Raw genomic sequence first — 19,598 nt, 5'->3', positions numbered from 1 at the left:
TTCTCGTTCCTATATATGATGAAAACAGTCTGGCGGTGTCGATGCGGACGGTATTTCAGACAATGCAAACCAAGTTAGGAAAGCCGTGATGAGATTTAAAGCTGCCCTGTTTCACTTCATCGTCATTTTCGCCGCCGCCTTTTCCGCCTCGGCGGCCATGGCGCAGGAGCGGACATTGCAACTGGTTGGCCTCGGCGACAGCCTCATGGCGGGTTACCAGTTACCCCCCACCGATGGCTATACGGCACAGCTTGAAGCTGCATTAAAGGCCAAGGGCATCAATGTTACCGTCACCAATGCCGGTGTGTCCGGCGATACCTCCTCGGGCGGTCTGGCGCGGGCGGAGTGGTCGGTTCCCGATGGCACGGACGGGGTCATTCTGGAACTCGGCGCCAATGATGCATTGCGCGGTATTGCGCCGGAACAGACGGAAAAGAACCTCGACGCCATCATTTCCGGCTTTCAGAAACGCAACATAGCGGTGTTGCTGGTCGGCATTATGGCGCCGCCGAACATGGGTGACGATTACGCCAAGCGTTTCAACCCGATCTATCCGCAGCTTGCAGAAAAATACAACCTGCCGCTTTATCCGTTCTTTCTGGATGGCGTGGTGACGGATGATAAGTTGAAGCTGGAGGACAAGATGCACCCCAATACGCAGGGTGTGGCGATGATGGTGGAGAAATCTTTGCCGGCTGTTGAAAGCTTCATCAAGACAATCGGTGCGCAAAAAAAATAAGCACTTGCGCCCGCCTGCATTGCATGATTCGCTATGCTTGTTCTGCCAAGAGATTCGGGGAGCTCGCCATGCCGAGACTGTTTATCGCCCTCGAAATTCCGCGCAATGCGGCTATGAGCCTGTCATTGTTGCGCGGTGGTCTGCCGGGAGCCCGGTGGATCGATGTGGAGAATTATCACATAACCCTGCGTTTTATCGGCGATATCGACGGGAGAACCGCCGATGAGGTCGTTGACAGGCTGGACCGGATCGACAGACCGGAATTCCAGCTCAGTCTCAACGGGATGGGTTCCTTCGGCTCCAAGAAACCGCATTCGATCTGGGCGGGGGTTTCCCCCTCGCCGGAAATGAATGCGCTTCAGGCGGAGGTCGAAAGGATCTGCCAGAGGATCGGCCTGCCGCCGGATCCGCGCAAGTTCATGCCGCATGTGACGCTGGCGCGGTTGCGCTCTTCACGGCTGGACGATGTGGTGCAGTATCTTTCCGGACGCGGCAATTTCCGCACATCCGCCTTCACGGTCGGTCGTTTCGTGCTGATGTCGTCCAAGGAATCGGTGGGTGGCGGACCCTACATCGTGGAAGAGGTGTTCCCGCTTCACGAAGCGCGGTCCAGCGCCATCTTCTCGAGCAACGAGCTGCATCCCGCAAAAAGCATGTTGTAGACGGCCAGAAATCCGTCGTCGCCACCGAAGTAGGGATCGGGGACGTTTTCGTGGCGTCCCGAAGCGTAGTCCAGGAACAGGTGGATTTTGTGCTTCCGGTTTTCGGGCGCCTTTCGGAGCAGTTTCGCGAGATTTCCTCCGTCCATGGCAAGGATGAGATCGAAGGTCTCGAAATCGGCCTGGCTGACCTGCCGTGCTCGCTGCTGGGAAATATCGATCCCATGCTTGCGGGCGATTGCGATGGATCTGCGATCCGGAGCACTACCGGTGTGCCAACCGCCGGTGCCGGCGGAATCGACAGTGAGTTGGCGAGACAGGCCTCCGGTTTCGGCAAGGTTTGTCAAAATGCCTTCGGCAAGCGGTGAGCGGCAGATATTGCCCATGCAGACAAAAAGAACGGCTGTATGTTTCATTGAATATGCGTCGATCCGGTCGTTGAGGCGTTAATGTTTCTCCGAAAGAGCGGATCGCATGTCAAGCGGAGGCAAGATGCATGAAATATCCCAGACTTGAACCGGAAGCCGTCCGGCAGGCGCTTTTAAAACTCGATGGCTGGTCTTTGCGCGAGGACGGGGCGGCAATCGTCCGGTCGTTCAAGTTTGCGAGTTTTGCGGAGGCTTTCGGTTTCATGGCCGAGTCCGCACTCGTGGCAGAAAAGCTCAATCATCATCCAGAATGGTCCAATGTCTATTCGCGCGTCAGGGTCTGCCTCACCACCCACGATTCGCAAGGCGTGACCGAGCGGGATTTCCTGCTCGCGGAGGCCATGCAAAAGGCGGCAACGGGCCGTGGGAATTGAACGGCGGGCTTTAACTCCCATATAATAACCGTGACCGGAGGACCGTCGATCATGGATGATGTGAAAATCGGTGAAATTCTCTTGCCCGGGGAAACGGGCAGCCAGGGCGAACGCGAACGCGTCGTGCGCGCCAAATTCTGGCCAAAGCTTAAGCGTGTGATGACCAAGGTGCCCTTCGCGCGCGATGCGGCAGCGGCCTATTATTGCGCGATCGACCGGGATACGCCGTTGCGTGCCAAGGGCATCATTCTGGCCGCGCTCGCCTATTTCATCATGCCGTTTGATGCCATCCCCGACATGCTGGCGGTCGTCGGCTTTACCGACGATATCGCGGTCATTACGGCCGCGCTTGCGATGATCCGCGCCCACATCAAGATGGAGCATTACGATGCGGCGGATGCCATGCTGAAACGGCAGCAGGAGGCCGAATAACACGTCTGTGATGACGAGGCTCTTCGGAGCCGGGCAGGTGACAAATTGTTGCCTGAATTTGTGTGTCATAGACATGACGGGGAGGGCGTGCCACGCCTTTCTTCTCAGGGTGCGGGCGTAGCCGATCTGTAACACTGCAAGACGTTTTCGGCATTTTATACGTGTTGTTGACGGTTTGGTAACCGCTTCCTGACCACAATGAGAAAAGACGATCCGCACCTGAACGTGGCCGATCCATAAACATGGAGCCCGCCGCTGCTTCGGGCCAATGGAAGACAATAACCCGGCAGGAAATTCTATGTTTGTAAGAAGTGTAGCAACCGCAGTGGCCATTTTGCTGACCAGCGTCGGCGTAGCATCTGCACAGTCGCCCACGCGCATCCAGCAGTTCAATGCATGGGGCGCCTATTCGTACAAATCGGGCAACAGCACCGTCTGCTACGTTCTTTCCATCCCCACTTCCAAGGAACCGGCGAGCGTCGATCACGGCGATATCTTCTTCATCGTGTCGCAGCGTCCGGGCCAGAATATTTCCTACGAGCCGCAGGCCATGGTGGGTTACCCGCTGAAGCAGGGCTCCAAGGTCAATGTCACGATCGACAACAAGAACTTCGTGATGTTTACCAAGGACAAGGCTGCCTGGGTTGAAAATGCTGCCGAAGAACCCGCTCTCGTTGCCGCGATGAAGGGCGGCAAGTCGATGACGGTCAAGGCGGTCTCCGGCCGCGGCACCGCGACTTCCTATTCCTATTCGCTTTCGGGCATTTCGGCTGCTTTCAAGCAGATCGAAAGCTGCAAATAATCCTGACGCTTCGTCAGCTTTGTGATTGGCCGGTCGTCGACCGGCCATTTGCGTTTTTGCTTGTTTGATGCTAAAGGCGCGGCAACATTGACAGGCGGATGCGCGAAAAGTGCTCCGCCTTTGATTTTCTCGACATGCAGACGATTTTCCGCCTTTCCTAAAGGCCGGTCGTGCGATGCATTGGATGATGGGATAGCGTGATGTCCGTATTGCATGCCCCTGCCGGTCTGGCAGTCAAAACTCCCCTGATCGCCAATAGCGATCTCATGTCCGGCAAGCCGTCGCTGATCGGCATGACGCGTGAGGAAATGGGCGAGGCGCTGGCCGAGATCGGCGTGCCGCAGAAGCAGGTGAAGATGCGTGTCAGCCAGTTGTGGAACTGGCTGTATGTGCGCGGCGTCTCGGATTTCGACAACATGACCAATGTTGCCAAGGAACTCAGGGAAAAGCTGAAAGCAGCCTTCACCATTGCCCGTCCGGAAATCGTCGAGGAGCAGATTTCCAACGACGGCACCCGCAAATGGCTGATGCGTTTTCCGCCGCGCGGTGCGGGACGTCCTGTCGAGATCGAGACGGTCTATATTCCCGAAGAGGGACGCGGCACGCTTTGCATTTCGAGCCAGGTGGGCTGTTCGCTGACGTGTTCCTTCTGTCACACCGGCACGCAGCGTCTGGTGCGGAACCTGACGGCCGAGGAAATTCTTTCCCAGCTTCTGCTCGCCCGCGACCGGCTCGGTGATTTTCCAGACGGTTCGACGCCGGTAGGCGCCTATGTGCCGAGTGAAGGCCGCAAGGTCTCCAACATCGTGATGATGGGAATGGGCGAACCGCTTTACAATTTCGAACATGTGAAGACCGCACTTCTGATCGCCACCGATGGTGACGGCCTGTCGCTCTCCAAGCGTCGCGTGACCCTGTCCACCTCGGGCGTCGTGCCGGAAATCTTCCGCACGGGCGATGAGATCGGCGTCATGCTGGCAATTTCACTGCATGCGGTGCGCGACGATCTGCGCGACATGCTGGTGCCGATCAACAAGAAATACCCGCTGAAGGAGCTGATCGAGGCTTGCCGCAATTATCCGGGTGTCTCCAACGCCCGCCGCATCACCTTCGAATATGTGATGCTGAAGGATGTGAACGACAGTCTGGAAGACGCCAAGATGCTGGTGCAGCTTCTGAGGGGCGTTCCAGCCAAGATCAATCTCATTCCGTTCAATCCGTGGCCGGGCACGAATTACCAGTGCTCCGAATGGGCGCAGATCGAGAAGTTCGCGGATTTCATCAATCAGGCGGGTTACGCTTCGCCGATCCGTACGCCGCGCGGCCGCGATATTCTCGCTGCCTGCGGCCAGCTGAAATCGGAATCCGAGCGCATGCGCAAAACCGAAAGGCTGGCTTTCGAGGCGATGATGATTGCCAACCACGGTGCGGACGACTGAATCGACGCCAATCGCGGCAGAAAGCTTGGTTCGTTACGGTTCTTTGATTGATTTCGGGCGGTCTTGTTTCTAATAAGACGGCAATAAGAAACCAACTGGAGGATACCTATGCGTGCATTCATACTGGCGCTCGCAGCCGCGAGCGCCCTGGTTCTGCCGGCCAAGGCTGAAAACGTCACCGTTGCCGTCACCGCCATTGTCGAACATCCGGCGCTTGACGCCGCACGTGACGGTGTCAAGGCAGCGCTTGCCGAAGCCGGTTACAAGGAAGGCGAGAACCTCAAGTTCCTCTACGAGTCCGCGCAGGGCAATCCAGGCACCGCAGCGCAGATCGCGCGTCAGTTCGTGGGCGAAGCCCCCAATGTCATCGTGCCGATCTCCACACCGTCCGCCCAGGCCGTCGTTGCGGCGACGCGCGATATTCCGGTCGTCTTCACGGCTGTTTCCGATCCGGTTGGCGCACAGCTCGTCAAGGACATGCAAAAGCCCGGCCGCAACGTGACCGGACTTTCCGACATGCTGCCGGTTGCCGAGCATCTGGCGCTGATCAAGGAAATTTCGCCCGACGCCAAGTCCATCGGCTTTATCTACAACTCCGCCGAGGCCAACTCCGTCTCGACGCTTGCAGCGCTGAAGGCTGAGGCCGAAAAGGCCGGCCTGAAGGTCGTTGAATCTGTCGCCACAAAATCCGCCGAAGTGCAGGGCGCGACGCGCGCACTGGTCGGCAAGGCCGACGTGATCTACGTGCCGACCGACAATACCATCGTTTCCGCTTTCGAGGCGGCAGCCGGCGTTGCGAGTGAGGCGAAGATTCCGCTTTATGCCGCCGATACGGATTCCGTTGCGCGCGGTGCGGTTGCGGCTCTCGGCTTCAACTATTTCGACGTTGGCAAGCAGACCGGCGCTGTCGTTGTTCGCATTCTCAAGGGTGAGAAGCCCGGCGACATTCCGGCAACCGTTGCCGTCGGCACCGATCTGGTGATCAACAAGAAGGCTGCTGAAAAAGCTGGCGTCACCTTCCCCGAGAGCGTGACTAAGCGCGCCACCAAGGTCATCGACTAAACCGGACTTCGGGCGGCGGTCACTCGCCGCCCGCTTTGCGCGGCACGCAACGGTGCCCGTATCCGCCGACGCGGCGGCAATAACAAGGACATTACCGTGAGCCAAATCGCTTTCTGGGGTGCCGTGGAACTGGGACTGGTCTTCGCCTTTGTGGCGATCGGCGTCTATCTCGCTTTCCGGGTACTTGATTTTCCTGATCTGACCGTTGACGGTTCCTTTCCGCTCGGCGCAGCCGTTGCGGCCGTGATGATCATCGCCGGCCTCAATGCCTGGGTCGCGACGGCGATTGCGATGGTTGCCGGCGCCGGTGCTGGCATCGTTACGGCAACGCTGAATGTCCGGTTCAAGATACTTAACCTGCTGGCGTCAATCCTGACGATGATCGCGCTGTTTTCGGTGAATCTCCGGGTGATGGGAAAACCGAATGTGGCGCTGCTCAATCAGGATACGATGATCTCGCCATTCTACGGTCTCGGTCTTTCCGAATATCTCGTGCGGCCACTCTTTATCGGCGTTCTGGTATTGCTCGCTGTCATTCTCGTCTGGCGTTTCCTTGAGAGCGACGCCGGGCTTGCCATGCGGGCGACTGGCGCGAATGCGCGGATGGCACGCGCCCAAGGGGTGAAGACCGGCAACCAGATATATCTTGGCATGGCGCTTTCGAATGCACTGGTCGCGCTCGGCGGCGCGCTTTTTGCGCAGACCAATGGCTTTGCCGATGTGACTGCCGGTGTCGGCACCATCGTCGTCGGGCTTGCGGCCGTCATCATCGGCGAAACGCTGTTTGGCTCGCGAGGCATTCTGATTGCGCTCATCGGCTGTGTTTTCGGCTCCATCGCCTACCGCCTTGCCATCCAGCTCGCTTTGTCGAGCGATGTGCTGGGTCTCAAGGCCTCCGATCTCAATTTCGTTACGGCGGTATTGGTAGCCATCGCATTGATCCTGCCTCGACTGCGCCGCGGGGGAGCAACATCGTGATTTCCCTTTCCGACATTCAGGTCATCTTCGGGCGTGGCACACCGCTGCAAAAGCAGGCGCTGGCCAAGATCGATCTTACCATCGAGGATGGTTCCTTCGTTACCGTGATCGGCTCCAACGGTGCCGGCAAATCCACGCTTCTCGGCGTTCTCGCGGGCGATGTCCTGCCGACGGCCGGAAAGGTGATGGTTGGTGGCGCCGATGTCACACGCAAAACGACCGCCAGCCGGGCTGGGCGGGTGGCGCGCGTGTTTCAGGACCCATTGGCTGGCAGCTGTGGCGCGCTCACAATTGAGGAGAACCTTGCGCTTGCAGCGTCTCGCGGAAAGCGTCGCGGTTTGTTGCCGGCGCTTGGGCGCGGCAGGCGGGATTTCTTCAGGGAGCGTATCGCTTCGCTCAATCTCGGTCTGGAAAATCGTTTGAAGGACCGCATGGATCTGTTGTCCGGCGGGCAAAGGCAGGCGGTCTCGCTTGTCATGGCAACGCTTTCCGGTTCGGACGTGTTGCTGCTTGACGAACATACGGCAGCACTCGATCCCGGCATGGCGGAGTTCGTGATGGAGCTGACCCGCAAGGTGGTTTCCGAGCGCAAGCTGACGACGCTGATGGTTACCCATTCCATGCGTCAGGCGCTGGACTATGGCGACCGCACGATCATGCTGCACGCCGGTGAAATCGTGCTCGATGTGTCCGGTGAAAGCCGCAAGGGTCTTCAGGTCGAAGATCTTATCGACATGTTCCGCAAGATACGCGGCCAGACGCTTGATGACGACGAGCTATTGATCGGCTGACGAGTTATCCGAAAGGCGCCTGCGGGCGCCTTTTTTTATTTGTCCGTCATCGCGTCTGGGTGAGGAAAATCTTGACGGCGAAAAGCGAAAATACACCGGCGATCGTATAATCCAGCCCGCGCAGAACCCTCTTGTTGCGCTGGAGCCAGGCCGACAGCACATCGGCGGCGACGACGATGCCGATGCCGATCGGCAGCGCTACGATGATCGACCAGAGCCCAAGGAAAATAAGCTTGCCGGTGACATGCGGATCGGATGCGCTGACGAATTGCGGCAGGAAGGTCATGAAAAAGATGATGACCTTTGGATTGAGCAGATTGACCCAAATACCGTTCAGCAAGGCGGATTTCAGTGAGGATTGCTGTTTTTCGCCCGTGGTCTTGACCATTACGAAATCCGAGCCCTTGCGGATCGCCTGAATGGCGAGCCAGACAAGATAGGCGGCCCCGCCGGTCTTCAGGATGAGGAAGGCTGTCGGCGATGCGACGATGAGGGCCGCGACGCCGAAGGCGACCAGCATCGTATGCACGGTGATGCCGAGATTGGTGCCCACAAGGGTCATGAAACCCGCTGCCCGGCCCTCGCGTATTGACCGGCTGATCCACAGCGTCATGTCAGGCCCGGGCGTTACCGCCAGAAGCAGGATGGCGACGGTGAAGGCGGCAAGTGTTGGCAGGCTCGGAACGAAATCCATCGCGGCACCCGTAAAGCTGGAGACTGCCGTTGCTTAACGCGAATTCGCGTTTCTGCCAATGTTTTTGCGCGCCGGGACATTGGTACGAAAACCGGGGTGATCAAAAGTGGATGGCCGCCGCAACTTTCAAAGTGCGGCGGCGTCGGGAGATCAGTTTTTGAGGAAGCTGGTGAAGGCGGCGGAATATTCGGTGTGCCAGCGCGACAGTGGCGGACGATTTTGGACAATGTCTTGAGCTGCCCACAGAATGCGTTTCTCGTCCGTCGGGCGATCCACTTCGCCATCCGGGCAGAGAATGTAGAAATCGCCCCTGGCGATGCTCTCGACCATGAAATCAACGGTCTGCTCGCCGGTCCAGGCCCCTGCTGGTTTTTCCGTCCTGCCATTTGCCGTGAGGCCGGTGAAGACGAAGCCGGGAATCAGGAGATGGGCGGAAACCGCGCTGTTCGGAATATTGCGCAGCTCGTGCTGTAGCGCTTCCGTGAAGGCTTTGACGCCGGCCTTCGAGACATTATAGGCCGGATCGCCCGGCGGGGTGGTAATGCCCTGTTTCGAACCAGTATTAATGATGAGCGCGGCCTCGCCATGGGCAACCATGCCCTGCCCAAACACCCGGCTGCCGTTCACGACACCCATCAGGTTGACGTTGATGACTTTTTCCCAGTTGGCCTGAGCGCCGAAGATGGCGCTGCCCGGCTGGATGCCGGCATTGTTCATCAACACGTGAACCCGCCCGAAACGCTGGATGACAGCGCGTTCCAGCGCCTCAAGCTCATCGAGTTTCGACACGTCGGTCGGTATTGCGACGATCTGTGCTTCGCCGTCCTTTGCGATGGTCAGAATATCAGCATGCGCTGCGGCAAGCCTGTCACCGTCGAGATCGACGAGGACGACGCTCATACCGAAACCGGCGAATTTCCGGGCAGCGGCAAGTCCGATACCGGAGGCCGCGCCGGTGATGACGGCGACATTATCTTCCTTGAATGCGGGGTGGATGGTCGTCATAGGTTTTCCTTTCGCGTCGTTTTGTGCTGTTTCCAGCCGTTTGCAACGTTGCCTGAACCCTGAGTGGCTTCATTCACGGTCTTCAAGTTGATCGCGCCGCTTCATGTTAAAGCGCGAAATCGCATAATGCATGTGACAATTCGTTCGTTCCAGTCATGACGCGCTGTTGCGGGGATCTGACCTTTCGCAAATGCCTATTGCCCTTTCGTCCTATTCGTTGTTTTGTCGGGCATCTTTTCCGAAAATCGCTTCACAGTTTTCGGGTTGCACTGTAAAAGTGCCGAAATCCCAAAGAAATGGCGGTACCCCGATGCCGTCATCATGCAGATGGACATCATAATGGCACTCCCGAAAGACGTTAAGAAAGTCGTTCTCGCCTATTCCGGCGGCCTCGACACCTCGATCATCCTGAAGTGGCTTCAGACGGAACTCGGCGCTGAGGTCGTGACCTTCACTGCCGATCTCGGCCAGGGCGAAGAACTTGAGCCGGCGCGCAAGAAGGCCGAGTTGCTGGGCATCAAGGAAATCTTCGTCGAGGACGTCCGCGAAGAGTTCGTGCGTGATTTCGTTTTTCCGATGTTTCGTGCCAATGCCGTTTATGAAGGTGTCTATCTGCTCGGCACTTCCATCGCCCGTCCGCTGATTTCCAAGCACCTGATCGAGATCGCCAAAAAGACCGGTGCCGATGCCATTGCGCATGGCGCCACCGGCAAGGGCAACGACCAGGTCCGTTTCGAGCTTTCGGCCTATGCGCTGAACCCGGATATCAAGATCATCGCCCCATGGCGCGACTGGACTTTCAAGAGCCGGACCGACCTTCTGGAATTTGCCGAAAAGAACCAGATTCCCGTGGCCAAGGACAAGAAGGGCGAAGCGCCGTTCTCCGTCGACGCCAACCTGCTGCACTCCTCGTCCGAGGGCAAGGTTCTGGAAGACCCGGCTAAGGAAGCTCCGGAATATGTGCACATGCGCACCATTTCCCCGGAAGCGGCGCCTGACAAGGCAACCGTTATCAAGGTCGGTTTCCGCAAGGGTGATGCCTGCTCCATCAACGGCGTGGAAATGTCGCCTGCCACGCTTCTGGCGACGCTCAACAATTATGGTCGCGAAAACGGCATCGGCCGTCTCGATCTGGTCGAGAACCGCTTCGTCGGCATGAAGTCGCGCGGCGTCTACGAAACGCCCGGCGGCACCATCCTGCTGGCTGCGCATCGTGCGATCGAATCCATCACGCTCGACCGGGGTGCCGCGCATCTGAAGGACGATCTGATGCCGCGTTACGCCGAACTCATCTATTACGGCTTCTGGTTCTCGCCCGAGCGCGAGATGCTGCAGGCCCTGATCGACAAGAGCCAGGAGCATGTGGAAGGCGAAGTGACGCTGAAGCTCTACAAGGGCAATGTCATGGTGACCGGCCGCGAGAGCGCGAAGTCGCTCTATTCCGACGCGCTGGTGACGTTCGAGGACGACCACGGTGCTTATGACCAGAAGGATGCAGCTGGCTTCATCAAGCTCAATGCCCTGCGCCTGCGCACCCTGGCGAAGCGTAATCTCGGCAAGTAATTCTGCTGAAGCATGAATTGGAAAAACCCGCAGGTGCAACGCCTGCGGGTTTTTTCATGTCTCTCTTCTGGAAACGGCGCGAAAGCCGATGTAGCTGGCAACGGCCACGAATTCCATCACCGGAATGATGATGCCGAAGCTGGTCAGCGGCGAACCGATGAGCGAAGCCATTGCCCCACCTGCAAAACCAGATCCCATCTGGATGAAGCCCATCATGGCCGATGCCGAGCCGGCGATATGCGGGAAGGGAGCAAGGGCCGCCGTGACCATCGAAGGCGTCAACAGCGCGATCCCGACCGTCGCCACCGCGACGGGTACCATGATGGAGAGGAAGGATGGCGGCACGAGGAAAACCGACAGCATGATGAGAAGACCGCCCGTGCCGGAAAAACATAGGCCAAGCACGACGGAACGCCGGTCGCCCAGTCTCGGCGCGATGTAACGCAATGCAATCGAACCGAAGAAATAGGCGCCTGTTTGCATCAGCATGCCGACACCGAAGGCCGTGGGGGACATGCCGACTTCGTTGATGAGGATGAAGGTCAGCATGGTGGCTTGCGCATAAAGTGCGCCGATGGAGCCGCCAAGCACGAGGGCGGCCAGAAGAAAACGCGGCTGCTTCAGCAATGTGCCATAGGCCGACAGAAGGTGTCGGGGTCTGATCCTGGTTTTGTCAGGCACCGTCGTTTCACGCAGAAAAAGCACGACCGAAAGGATGGCGATAGCTCCGAGACCGGCCATGAGGAAAAACACCGATTGCCAGCCAAAAGCCGCAAGCGACAGACCACCGATCGTCGGCCCCATCGCAGGGCCGATCGCCAGCATGATGCCGATGAGGTTCATGATGCTGGAGGCTTCCGCGCCGGTGAACTGATCGCGCACCACGGCGCGCGCAACGGTCATGCCAACGGAAGCGCCGATGCCCTGAACGAGGCGCGCGAACAGCAGCACTTCGATGGTTGGGGCCAAAAGGGCTAGCACACCACCGCCCAGAAAGATCGACAGGAAGACGAGGCTCGCCTTGCGCCGCCCGAAGGCGTCGGATGCCGGCCCGGCAAGCAATTGGGCGATGGCAAAACCGGCAAAATAGAGCGAGAGGCTGAGTTTTATGGCGGACTCGGTGGTTGCGAAAACGCGTGTCAGTTCCGGCATGGCCGGCGTGTAAATCGACATGGAGATGGGCGCCAGCGCTGTCAGCAATGCTCCGAGTAACGCCGTGCGCTTTCTGGACATGATCGTTTTCGACATTGCGATCAGCCGTTCTGGCCCTGCTGTTCCGGTTGCAGATTGTTGCGAAGCGTCTGCAGGAAGCTACGGAAAAGCGCGACTTCCTCTTCGTTCAGCCCTTGCGTGGCCTGAAGAACGAGCTGGTCGATTTCATGCCCGACAGCTTCCAGCATGTCGGCGGAGGTTTTCGTCAGGACGATACGTTTGGAACGCCTGTCCTGCGGGTCCTGCTGGCGTTCTATCAGATTGAGTGACTGCAACTTGTCGAGATAGGCGCAGATCGTCATGGGTTCGATGCCGAGACGGGCGGCGATGTCAGCCTGTTTACTGCCATCGATAACGGCAACCGTCAGCAATGCTCTTGCTTCACCGGGGGTAAGGCCCAGTCCGGCTTCGGAGATACGGCGCTCAAATGCACTGTTCAGCAGGCGTGCGCCGCTGTTCAGCAAAAATGCCAATGAATCTTTTTCGCGTGTGCCCATGCTTCGCCTTTTGGTAAGTCAGCCTTACTAAGTTTCGGACGATAAGCAATGGCGCATAAACCATATTATCGAAAATTGCGTAAAGTATTCGTCAGTTCGATTGCGGGACGTCCAACAACATTGCCTGTCATCGTCACGTCGAAGCAAAAAAAGACAACACGTCCTGCATTTTTTCCACTTCATCCGTCGTGCCAATGGAACGGGCAATCTCGATCCGGTCAGAAAAATACGTCACGAAGTCGAAATCCGTGTCGTCGGTCACGCCGGCAATGTCAATCACCTCGCCATTGGCATTCAGCGTCTGTGCCGGAAGTTCGGACGAAAGCTCAAGCCAGGTATCGTGGCTGATTTTTCCGGTATCGTAATATTCCTGCGCGATTTCCCGCAATTGCCGGGGGCTGACACGGGTGAAATCGATGCGGTCTATCGTTTCTTCAAAGCCGGTGGCCGCGTCGGATGGGGCTGCCTTGCCGAAATCGGGGCTTCCCACGGGTCTGCTGTTTTTGGGATTGTCCCTGAAAAGGAAACTATTGGCAGACCTTAAAGAATAAATCTCCATAATACATATCTCCATCATGGGATATTATTGCGGTAAATCGAAACATGCCATCGCCATGCCAGTCAATACTTGGCGGTGTTGACGATCATGTCTTCCACACCAAATTCCGGCATATTGAATTGGCGGTGGAGGCATGCCCATATGGGCGTAAACCGGAATTGTACAAGGAAGATGAAATGCCATCCACGACCGCGCCCTATCCCGCACTCGTTACCTGGAACGGTCAGAATGGTCTGCCGAAATTCGATGCGGTCAAGGATGAGGATTTTGCCCCGGCCTTTGAAGCCGCCCTTTTGTCCCATGAACAGGAAATCGATGCGATTGCCGGCAATCTGCAGGCGCCGACCTTCCAAAATACCGTGACCGCGCTTGAAATCGCCGGCGACGAACTTTCGCGCATTTCGGCGCTGTTCTGGAACAAGGCGGGTGCCCACACCAACGGCGTCATTCAGGCACTGGAGCGGGAAATCGCGCCGAAAATGTCACGGCACTATTCTAAGATCGGCATGAACGAGGTGCTGTTCAGACGCATCGACACATTGTGGGAAACGCGCGAGGCGCTTTCCCTGACCGGCGAGGAAAAACGCGTTCTCGAACGGCACTGGAAGGGTTTCGTGCGCTCAGGCGCAAAGTTGCAGAAGGCCCGTCAGGAGCGTCTGGCGGCCATCAATGAAGAGCTTGCCGGTCTCGGCGCCAAATTCGGGCAGAATGTTCTGGCGGATGAAAAGAGCTGGAAACTTCTGCTTTCCACCGATGACGAGCTTTCCGGCATTCCCGGTTTTCTGCGTGATGCCATGGCGGGTGCCGCGCGCGAACATGGCGAAGACGGCAAATTCGCCGTTACCCTTTCCCGCTCCATCATCGAGCCATTCCTGACCTTCTCGGAACGCCGCGACTTGCGCGAGCAGGCCTTCAAGGCCTGGGTGGCTCGCGGCGAAAATGGTGGCGATACCGACAACCGCGCGACCGTCCGCCGTACGCTGGAACTGCGTGAGGAAAAGGCACAGCTTCTCGGCTACAAGAATTTTGCTGCCTACAAGCTGGACGACACGATGGCAAAAACGCCGGATGCCGTGAACGGTCTTCTGGGCCAGGTCTGGGAAAAGGCCGTGCTGCGCGCAGGTGAGGAGGAGGCTGAACTTGCCGCCATCATCGCCGCGGAGGGCAAGAACCACGAGGTGATGCCCTGGGACTGGCGCCATTACGCCGAAAAGCTGCGGGCACAGAAATTCAGCTTCTCCGAGACTGAATTGAAGCCGTATCTGCAATTGGAAAAGATCATCGATGCGTGTTTCGATGTGGCCAACCGGCTCTTTGCAATTCGTGCCGTCGAGATCAAGGGTGTAGCCGCCTATCATCCCGATGTGCGGGTTTTTGAAATCCGCGATGACAAGGGCGACCTGAAGGCCATGTTCCTCGGCGATTATTTCGCCCGCCCGTCCAAGCGTTCCGGCGCGTGGATGAGTTCATTCCAGTCGCAGCACAAGCTGCCTTTGAAGAACGGCACTGTCGGTGAATTACCGATCATCTACAATGTCTGCAATTTTGCAAAACCGGCCGAGGGGAAACCCGCGCTGCTTTCGCTCGATGATGCGCGCACGCTGTTTCACGAATTCGGCCACGCCCTGCACGGCATGTTGTCTGATGTCACCTATCCTTCCGTTTCCGGAACGGGTGTGTCGCGTGATTTCGTCGAGTTGCCGTCGCAGCTTTACGAACATTGGCTGACCGTGCCGGAAATTCTGGAGAAATATGCCCTGCATTATGAAACCGGCGCACCGATGCCAAAGGCGTTGCTGGACAAGGTTCTGGCAGCACAGACCTTCAATGCCGGTTTCAGCACCGTCGAATTCACTTCTTCGGCCATCGTCGATATGGCGTTTCATACCCGTGACAGCGTCGGCGATCCCATGGTCGTGCAAGGTGAGGTGCTTTCCGCCCTGAACATGCCGAAGTCCATCGTCATGCGGCATGCGACGCCACACTTCCAGCATGTGTTTTCCGGTGATGGTTATTCGGCCGGTTATTATTCCTACATGTGGTCGGAGGTGCTGGACGCCGACGCGTTTTCTGCCTTCGAGGAAACCGGCAACCCCTTCGATGGTGAGATGGCGCGCAAGCTGAAAGAGAATATCTATTCAGTCGGTGGCTCGATCGATCCGGAGGAGGCTTATCTCGCTTTTCGCGGCAAGATGCCAAGTCCCGATGCCATGCTTTTGAAGCGCGGCCTCGTATAAAAGACTGTCATATTCTTGAGCTAGAACCTGAGCGCAGGGGGCATATGACAATGCCCCCCTTTCGCATTTGCAAAAAAAAGGTTATGAGCGCGCCAAACTAAATTGGCGCATCTCCCGACGGTAGCGCCCAACCTCAGAGATTTTGAACAATGGCAATTCGCAACATCGCGATTATCGCGCACGTTGACCATGGAAAAACGACGCTCGTTGACGAGCTTCTGAAGCAGTCCGGCTCGTTCCGCGACAACCAGCGCGTTGCGGAACGCGTGATGGATAGCAACGATCTCGAAAAGGAACGCGGCATCACCATTCTTGCCAAGGCGACTTCGGTGGAGTGGAAGGGCGTTCGCATCAACATCGTCGACACCCCCGGCCACGCCGATTTCGGCGGCGAAGTTGAGCGTATCCTGTCGATGGTGGATGGCGCGATCGTTCTGGTCGATAGTTCCGAAGGCCCGATGCCGCAGACGAAGTTCGTCGTCAGCAAGGCGCTGAAGGTTGGTCTTCGCCCGATCGTCGCGATCAACAAGATCGACCGTCCGGATGGCCGCCATGAAGAAGTCATCAACGAAGTGTTCGACCTTTTCGCAAACCTCGATGCTACCGACGAGCAGCTCGACTTCCCGATCCTCTACGGTTCCGGCCGTGATGGCTGGATGAACGTCAACCCCGAGGGTCCGAAGGATCAGGGTCTTGCACCGTTGCTCGATCTGGTTCTCGAACATGTTCCGGAGCCTACGGTTGAAGAAGGTCCGTTCCGTCTGATCGGTACGATCCTCGAAGCCAACCCCTTCCTCGGCCGTATCATCACCGGCCGTATCGCTTCCGGTTCGATCAAGCCGAACCAGGCCGTGAAGGTCCTTGGCCAGGACGGCAAGACGATCGAAACCGGTCGTATTTCCAAGATCCTCGCATTCCGCGGCATTGAGCGCACGTCCATTGATGAGGCCCATGCGGGTGACATCGTCGCCATCGCTGGTCTTTCCAAGGGCACTGTTGCCGATACCTTCTGTGACCCTTCCGTCACCGAGGCGATGACCGCACAGCCGATCGATCCGCCGACCGTTACCATGTCCTTCATCGTCAACGACAGCCCGCTTGCCGGCACCGAAGGCGACAAGGTCACGAGCCGCGTCATCCGCGACCGTCTGTTCAAGGAAGCCGAAGGCAACGTCGCGCTGAAGATTGAAGAGGCTGAAGGCAAGGACTCGTTCTTCGTTTCCGGCCGTGGCGAATTGCAGCTGGCAGTTCTCATCGAAACGATGCGTCGCGAAGGCTTCGAGCTTGCAGTTTCGCGTCCGCGCGTTGTCATGCACAAGGATGAGAACGGCGCCATGATGGAGCCGATCGAAGAAGTCGTGATCGACGTCGATGAAGAGCATTCCGGCGTCGTCGTTCAGAAGATGTCCGAGCGCAAGGCTGAAATGGCAGAGCTCCGTCCCTCCGGCGGTAATCGCGTTCGTCTGAAGTTCTACGCTCCGACCCGCGGCCTGATCGGCTACCAGTCGGAACTTTTGACCGACACGCGCGGTACGGCGATCATGAACCGTCTGTTCCACGACTATCAGCCGTTCAAGGGTGCGATTGCTGGTCGCGTTAACGGCGTTCTTTTGTCGAACGGTTCGGGCGAAGCTGTCGCCTACGCCATGTTCAACCTGGAAGATCGTGGCCCGATGATCATCGAGCCGGGTGAGAAGGTTTATGCCGGCATGATTATCGGCATTCACTCTCGCGATAACGATCTCGAAGTGAACGTGCTGAAGGGCAAGCAGCTGACCAACATCCGCGCCGCCGGCAAGGATGAAGCCGTAAAGCTGACGCCGCCGATCCGCATGACGCTCGACCGCGCGCTTTCCTGGATCCAGGACGACGAGCTGATGGAAGTGACGCCGAAGTCCATCCGTCTGCGCAAGATGTTCCTCGACGCCAACGATCGCAAGCGTTTCGAAAAGGCGAAGCTCGCAGTTTGATTGCGGCTTCCCGTCAGGAATTTAAAAAAAACCCGGCCGCGAGCCGGGTTTTTTTATGCGCATGTTTTATTTGTGCATGAGTCGAAAGACTCTTGTGTCAAAGGTTAAGGATGCGTTAATTTTTCTCGGTCGTCCACATGAATAGGCTGTGGGTAAGCTTGCTGTCGTTAACCTTTATGGCTGGCAAGTTTTCATGGTCGGGGCCAGAATCGCGTTATGAAAACGTTATCCATAGATGTTCGCCGAGCCGAACCGCAAGATGCGCGCGCAATAGCCGAAGCGCACCGTCTGTCATGGCAACAGGCCTATGCCGGGCTGATCCCGCACCGACCGCTGACGCAGATGCTGGAGCGCCGCGGCGAAATCTGGTGGAAGAAGGCGACCCGGGGTTCCGCAACCATGCTGGTGGTGGAAGTGAAGGGCGTGGTTGCCGGATATGCCACGCTGGGCTTAAGCCGTGCGCGTGGGCTGCCGCATGACGGCGAGATCTACGAGCTTTATCTGCGGCCGGAATATCAGGGCATCGGGCTTGGCTCGCTGCTGTTCACGGAAGCCCGCCGGCTGCTGACCTCGCTCGGCTGCAACGGTGTTGTGGTCTGGTGCCTCGAAGATAGCGAGGTCGCCAATCGGTTTTTCCGTTCGCATGGCGGCCGGGACATCGCCGAGGGCATGGAGGATTTCGGCGGCAGGTCGCTGCGCAAGATCGGTTTTGTCTGGAACTAAGTACGCAGCCGGGTGATTTCACGCCGGTTTCATTTTTCCGGTCGGCCATTCGCAATCCCGATGCCCTCAAATTCGGCATTCTGACTTATCCGCCTAAAGCCATGTTGCAATACGGCGACTTTCCCAGTATCGAAAACCAAATCCAACCCCGTCGAATGAGGGAAGCGAATGCGTATCGATGCAATTTCCATTGGCAAGAATCCGCCGGAAGACGTGAATGTTATTGTCGAGGTGCCGGTTGGCGGCCAGCCGATCAAGTACGAGATGGACAAGGACGCCGGTGCGCTGATCGTCGATCGCTTCCTCTACACGCCGATGACCTATCCGGGTAACTATGGCTTCGTGCCGCATACGCTTTCCGACGATGGCGACCCGATCGATGTTCTTATCTGCAATACCCGCCCGCTGGTTCCCGGCTGCGTGATCAATGTGCGCCCCATCGGCGTCATGATCATGGAAGACGACGGCGGCAAGGACGAGAAGATCCTCGCCGTTCCGGTTCCGAAGCTGACGCGCCGTTACGACAAGGTCCACAACTACACCGACCTGCCGGAAATCACGCTGAAGCAGATCGAGCACTTCTTCGAGCACTACAAGGATCTGGAACCCGGCAAGTGGGTGAAGATGGGCGGTTGGCAGGATGTCGACGTTGCCAAGAAGCTGATCGTCGAAGCCATCGAGCGCTACAAGACGCAGGGCTGATTTCAGCCCTTTGCCTTAGACGTCCAGCTTTCTAAAAAGCTTTTCGAAATCCTCCGGGTCGGTATCGATCCGGAGGATTTTTTTACGCGCTGTTTCACCTGAAATGAAGGTGATGGACGATTTGGGCAGGCCGAATTTTTTCGCCAGCAAAATAACCAAGGCCTTGTTCGCCTTGCCGCCCTCAGGCACCGCGCTGACGCGGGCCTTCAGATGGGCATTTCCGTCAGCATCCTGCTCCACGCCGTCAATGGCATTGCGTCCCCCGTTCGGGGTGAGGCGAACGGACAGGCGTATGTGATCGCCGTGTTTTTGCCAGAGGTCGCTCAAGCGACCATGGGATAGAGCGTATTCCACATGAAGGAGCGGATGAAGAAGATGATCAGCAGCAGGATGATCGGCGAAATATCGATGCCGCCGAGATTAGGCAGAATGCTACGGATTGGGCGCAGAACCGGCTCGGTGACGTTGACCAGAAAGCTGCCGATGGCGTTCACGAACTGGTTGCGGGAGTTGATGACGTTGAAGGCGTAAAGCCAGGAAAAAATGGCGCTGGCGATCAGCACCCACGTATAGAGGTTCAAAGCCAGATCGATGGTCTGAAACAGGGCAAGCATCAATATCTCCGTATCTTGATTGCAAGACATTTAGACATTCGCTCGTGAACCGGCAAGTGTTGCGCCTATAGGGCTGGCGATTCTTGTCGTATCGCTCTATTGCAGACTTCTCATATTG

The 19,598-nt window shown here is 57.5% G+C and carries 22 protein-coding genes; 14 read left to right on the top strand and 8 right to left on the bottom strand.

Annotated elements, in window-relative coordinates; translation table 11 throughout:
* Nucleotides 1–88: 88 nt before the first annotated feature.
* Complete coding sequence (locus CRP02_RS24765) at nucleotides 89–739, top strand: arylesterase (RefSeq protein ID WP_025594574.1); 651 nt, start codon at nucleotides 89–91, stop codon at nucleotides 737–739.
* Nucleotides 740–807: 68 nt separating this feature from the next.
* Nucleotides 808–1,401: an RNA 2',3'-cyclic phosphodiesterase gene (gene thpR / locus CRP02_RS24760; protein WP_003516655.1), complete on the top strand. Its 594-nt coding sequence runs from the start codon at nucleotides 808–810 to the stop codon at nucleotides 1,399–1,401.
* On the opposite strand, the gene CRP02_RS24755 is transcribed toward thpR, so the two are convergent.
* The gene (locus tag CRP02_RS24755) at nucleotides 1,335–1,814 is read right to left on the bottom strand and encodes a low molecular weight protein-tyrosine-phosphatase (RefSeq protein ID WP_097172560.1); all 480 of its coding nucleotides are present in this window, start codon (nucleotides 1,812–1,814) and stop codon (nucleotides 1,335–1,337) included. The genes thpR and CRP02_RS24755 overlap by 67 nt on opposite strands.
* Before the next feature lie 80 nt (nucleotides 1,815–1,894).
* Here CRP02_RS24755 and CRP02_RS24750 point away from each other — a divergent pair, with 80 nt between their 5' ends.
* From CRP02_RS24750 to CRP02_RS24720, 7 genes are all read left to right on the top strand, one after another.
* Nucleotides 1,895–2,200, top strand: a complete 306-nt coding sequence (locus tag CRP02_RS24750; protein ID WP_097100949.1) for a 4a-hydroxytetrahydrobiopterin dehydratase — start codon at nucleotides 1,895–1,897, stop codon at nucleotides 2,198–2,200.
* Nucleotides 2,201–2,251: 51 nt separating this feature from the next.
* Nucleotides 2,252–2,632 (top strand): YkvA family protein, encoded by a 381-nt coding sequence (locus CRP02_RS24745; RefSeq protein WP_003516660.1) that lies wholly within the window; start codon nucleotides 2,252–2,254, stop codon nucleotides 2,630–2,632.
* A 298-nt stretch (nucleotides 2,633–2,930) separates the two neighbouring features.
* Nucleotides 2,931–3,434 (top strand): invasion associated locus B family protein, encoded by a 504-nt coding sequence (locus CRP02_RS24740; protein WP_003516662.1) that lies wholly within the window; start codon nucleotides 2,931–2,933, stop codon nucleotides 3,432–3,434.
* Nucleotides 3,435–3,700: 266 nt separating this feature from the next.
* On the top strand, nucleotides 3,701–4,873 hold the full coding sequence (gene rlmN, locus CRP02_RS24735) for a 23S rRNA (adenine(2503)-C(2))-methyltransferase RlmN (RefSeq protein WP_075807724.1): 1,173 nt from the start codon (nucleotides 3,701–3,703) through the stop codon (nucleotides 4,871–4,873).
* A 108-nt stretch (nucleotides 4,874–4,981) separates the two neighbouring features.
* Complete coding sequence (locus tag CRP02_RS24730; protein WP_097100948.1) at nucleotides 4,982–5,935, top strand: ABC transporter substrate-binding protein; 954 nt, start codon at nucleotides 4,982–4,984, stop codon at nucleotides 5,933–5,935.
* A gap of 96 nt (nucleotides 5,936–6,031) precedes the next feature.
* Nucleotides 6,032–6,913, top strand: coding sequence for an ABC transporter permease (locus CRP02_RS24725; protein WP_003516669.1), 882 nt, complete (start codon nucleotides 6,032–6,034; stop codon nucleotides 6,911–6,913).
* Nucleotides 6,910–7,704 carry an ABC transporter ATP-binding protein gene (locus CRP02_RS24720; RefSeq protein WP_097172559.1) on the top strand — a complete coding sequence of 265 codons (795 nt, stop codon included), beginning with the start codon at nucleotides 6,910–6,912 and terminating at the stop codon, nucleotides 7,702–7,704. Before CRP02_RS24725 ends, CRP02_RS24720 begins: the two co-directional genes overlap by 4 nt.
* A gap of 46 nt (nucleotides 7,705–7,750) precedes the next feature.
* Here CRP02_RS24720 and CRP02_RS24715 read toward each other — a convergent pair whose 3' ends face one another.
* Both CRP02_RS24715 and CRP02_RS24710 read right to left on the bottom strand, forming a co-directional pair.
* Nucleotides 7,751–8,398 carry a LysE family translocator gene (locus CRP02_RS24715; protein WP_097172558.1) on the bottom strand — a complete coding sequence of 216 codons (648 nt, stop codon included), beginning with the start codon at nucleotides 8,396–8,398 and terminating at the stop codon, nucleotides 7,751–7,753.
* A 150-nt stretch (nucleotides 8,399–8,548) separates the two neighbouring features.
* Nucleotides 8,549–9,403, bottom strand: coding sequence for an SDR family NAD(P)-dependent oxidoreductase (locus CRP02_RS24710; RefSeq protein ID WP_097100947.1), 855 nt, complete (start codon nucleotides 9,401–9,403; stop codon nucleotides 8,549–8,551).
* 339 nt (nucleotides 9,404–9,742) lie between these two features.
* Here CRP02_RS24710 and CRP02_RS24705 point away from each other — a divergent pair, with 339 nt between their 5' ends.
* Complete coding sequence (locus CRP02_RS24705) at nucleotides 9,743–10,966, top strand: argininosuccinate synthase (protein ID WP_003516677.1); 1,224 nt, start codon at nucleotides 9,743–9,745, stop codon at nucleotides 10,964–10,966.
* 54 nt (nucleotides 10,967–11,020) lie between these two features.
* Here the strand turns inward: CRP02_RS24705 and CRP02_RS24700 are convergent, their stop codons facing one another.
* From CRP02_RS24700 to CRP02_RS24690, 3 genes are all read right to left on the bottom strand, one after another.
* The gene (locus CRP02_RS24700) at nucleotides 11,021–12,199 is read right to left on the bottom strand and encodes a multidrug effflux MFS transporter (RefSeq protein WP_097172918.1); all 1,179 of its coding nucleotides are present in this window, start codon (nucleotides 12,197–12,199) and stop codon (nucleotides 11,021–11,023) included.
* A 20-nt stretch (nucleotides 12,200–12,219) separates the two neighbouring features.
* A complete protein-coding gene (locus CRP02_RS24695; protein ID WP_003516681.1) occupies nucleotides 12,220–12,675 on the bottom strand; it encodes a MarR family winged helix-turn-helix transcriptional regulator in 456 nt (151 codons plus the stop codon).
* 133 nt (nucleotides 12,676–12,808) lie between these two features.
* Nucleotides 12,809–13,234 carry a hypothetical protein gene (locus CRP02_RS24690; protein WP_097172557.1) on the bottom strand — a complete coding sequence of 142 codons (426 nt, stop codon included), beginning with the start codon at nucleotides 13,232–13,234 and terminating at the stop codon, nucleotides 12,809–12,811.
* A gap of 176 nt (nucleotides 13,235–13,410) precedes the next feature.
* On the opposite strand from CRP02_RS24690, the gene CRP02_RS24685 reads away from it, so the two are divergent.
* From CRP02_RS24685 to ppa, 4 genes are all read left to right on the top strand, one after another.
* Nucleotides 13,411–15,471: a M3 family metallopeptidase gene (locus tag CRP02_RS24685; RefSeq protein ID WP_097172556.1), complete on the top strand. Its 2,061-nt coding sequence runs from the start codon at nucleotides 13,411–13,413 to the stop codon at nucleotides 15,469–15,471.
* Between the two features lie 149 nt (nucleotides 15,472–15,620).
* Nucleotides 15,621–17,441 (top strand): translational GTPase TypA, encoded by a 1,821-nt coding sequence (typA, locus tag CRP02_RS24680; protein WP_097100944.1) that lies wholly within the window; start codon nucleotides 15,621–15,623, stop codon nucleotides 17,439–17,441.
* Between the two features lie 216 nt (nucleotides 17,442–17,657).
* A complete protein-coding gene (locus CRP02_RS24675) occupies nucleotides 17,658–18,164 on the top strand; it encodes a GNAT family N-acetyltransferase (RefSeq protein WP_003516685.1) in 507 nt (168 codons plus the stop codon).
* A gap of 168 nt (nucleotides 18,165–18,332) precedes the next feature.
* Nucleotides 18,333–18,866 (top strand): inorganic diphosphatase, encoded by a 534-nt coding sequence (ppa, locus tag CRP02_RS24670; RefSeq protein WP_003516686.1) that lies wholly within the window; start codon nucleotides 18,333–18,335, stop codon nucleotides 18,864–18,866.
* Between the two features lie 15 nt (nucleotides 18,867–18,881).
* Here the strand turns inward: ppa and CRP02_RS24665 are convergent, their stop codons facing one another.
* A complete protein-coding gene (locus CRP02_RS24665; protein ID WP_097172555.1) occupies nucleotides 18,882–19,193 on the bottom strand; it encodes a DUF167 domain-containing protein in 312 nt (103 codons plus the stop codon).
* Nucleotides 19,190–19,480 (bottom strand): YggT family protein, encoded by a 291-nt coding sequence (locus tag CRP02_RS24660; RefSeq protein WP_003516688.1) that lies wholly within the window; start codon nucleotides 19,478–19,480, stop codon nucleotides 19,190–19,192. The genes CRP02_RS24665 and CRP02_RS24660 overlap by 4 nt, the downstream gene beginning before the upstream one ends.
* Nucleotides 19,481–19,598: the final 118 nt, after the last annotated feature.

The sequence above is a fragment of the Rhizobium sp. AN5 genome (genome assembly GCF_900215255.1).
In the GTDB taxonomy this organism is placed as follows: domain Bacteria; phylum Pseudomonadota; class Alphaproteobacteria; order Rhizobiales; family Rhizobiaceae; genus Agrobacterium; species Agrobacterium tumefaciens.
This window is presented reverse-complemented; position numbering and strand designations above follow the sequence as displayed.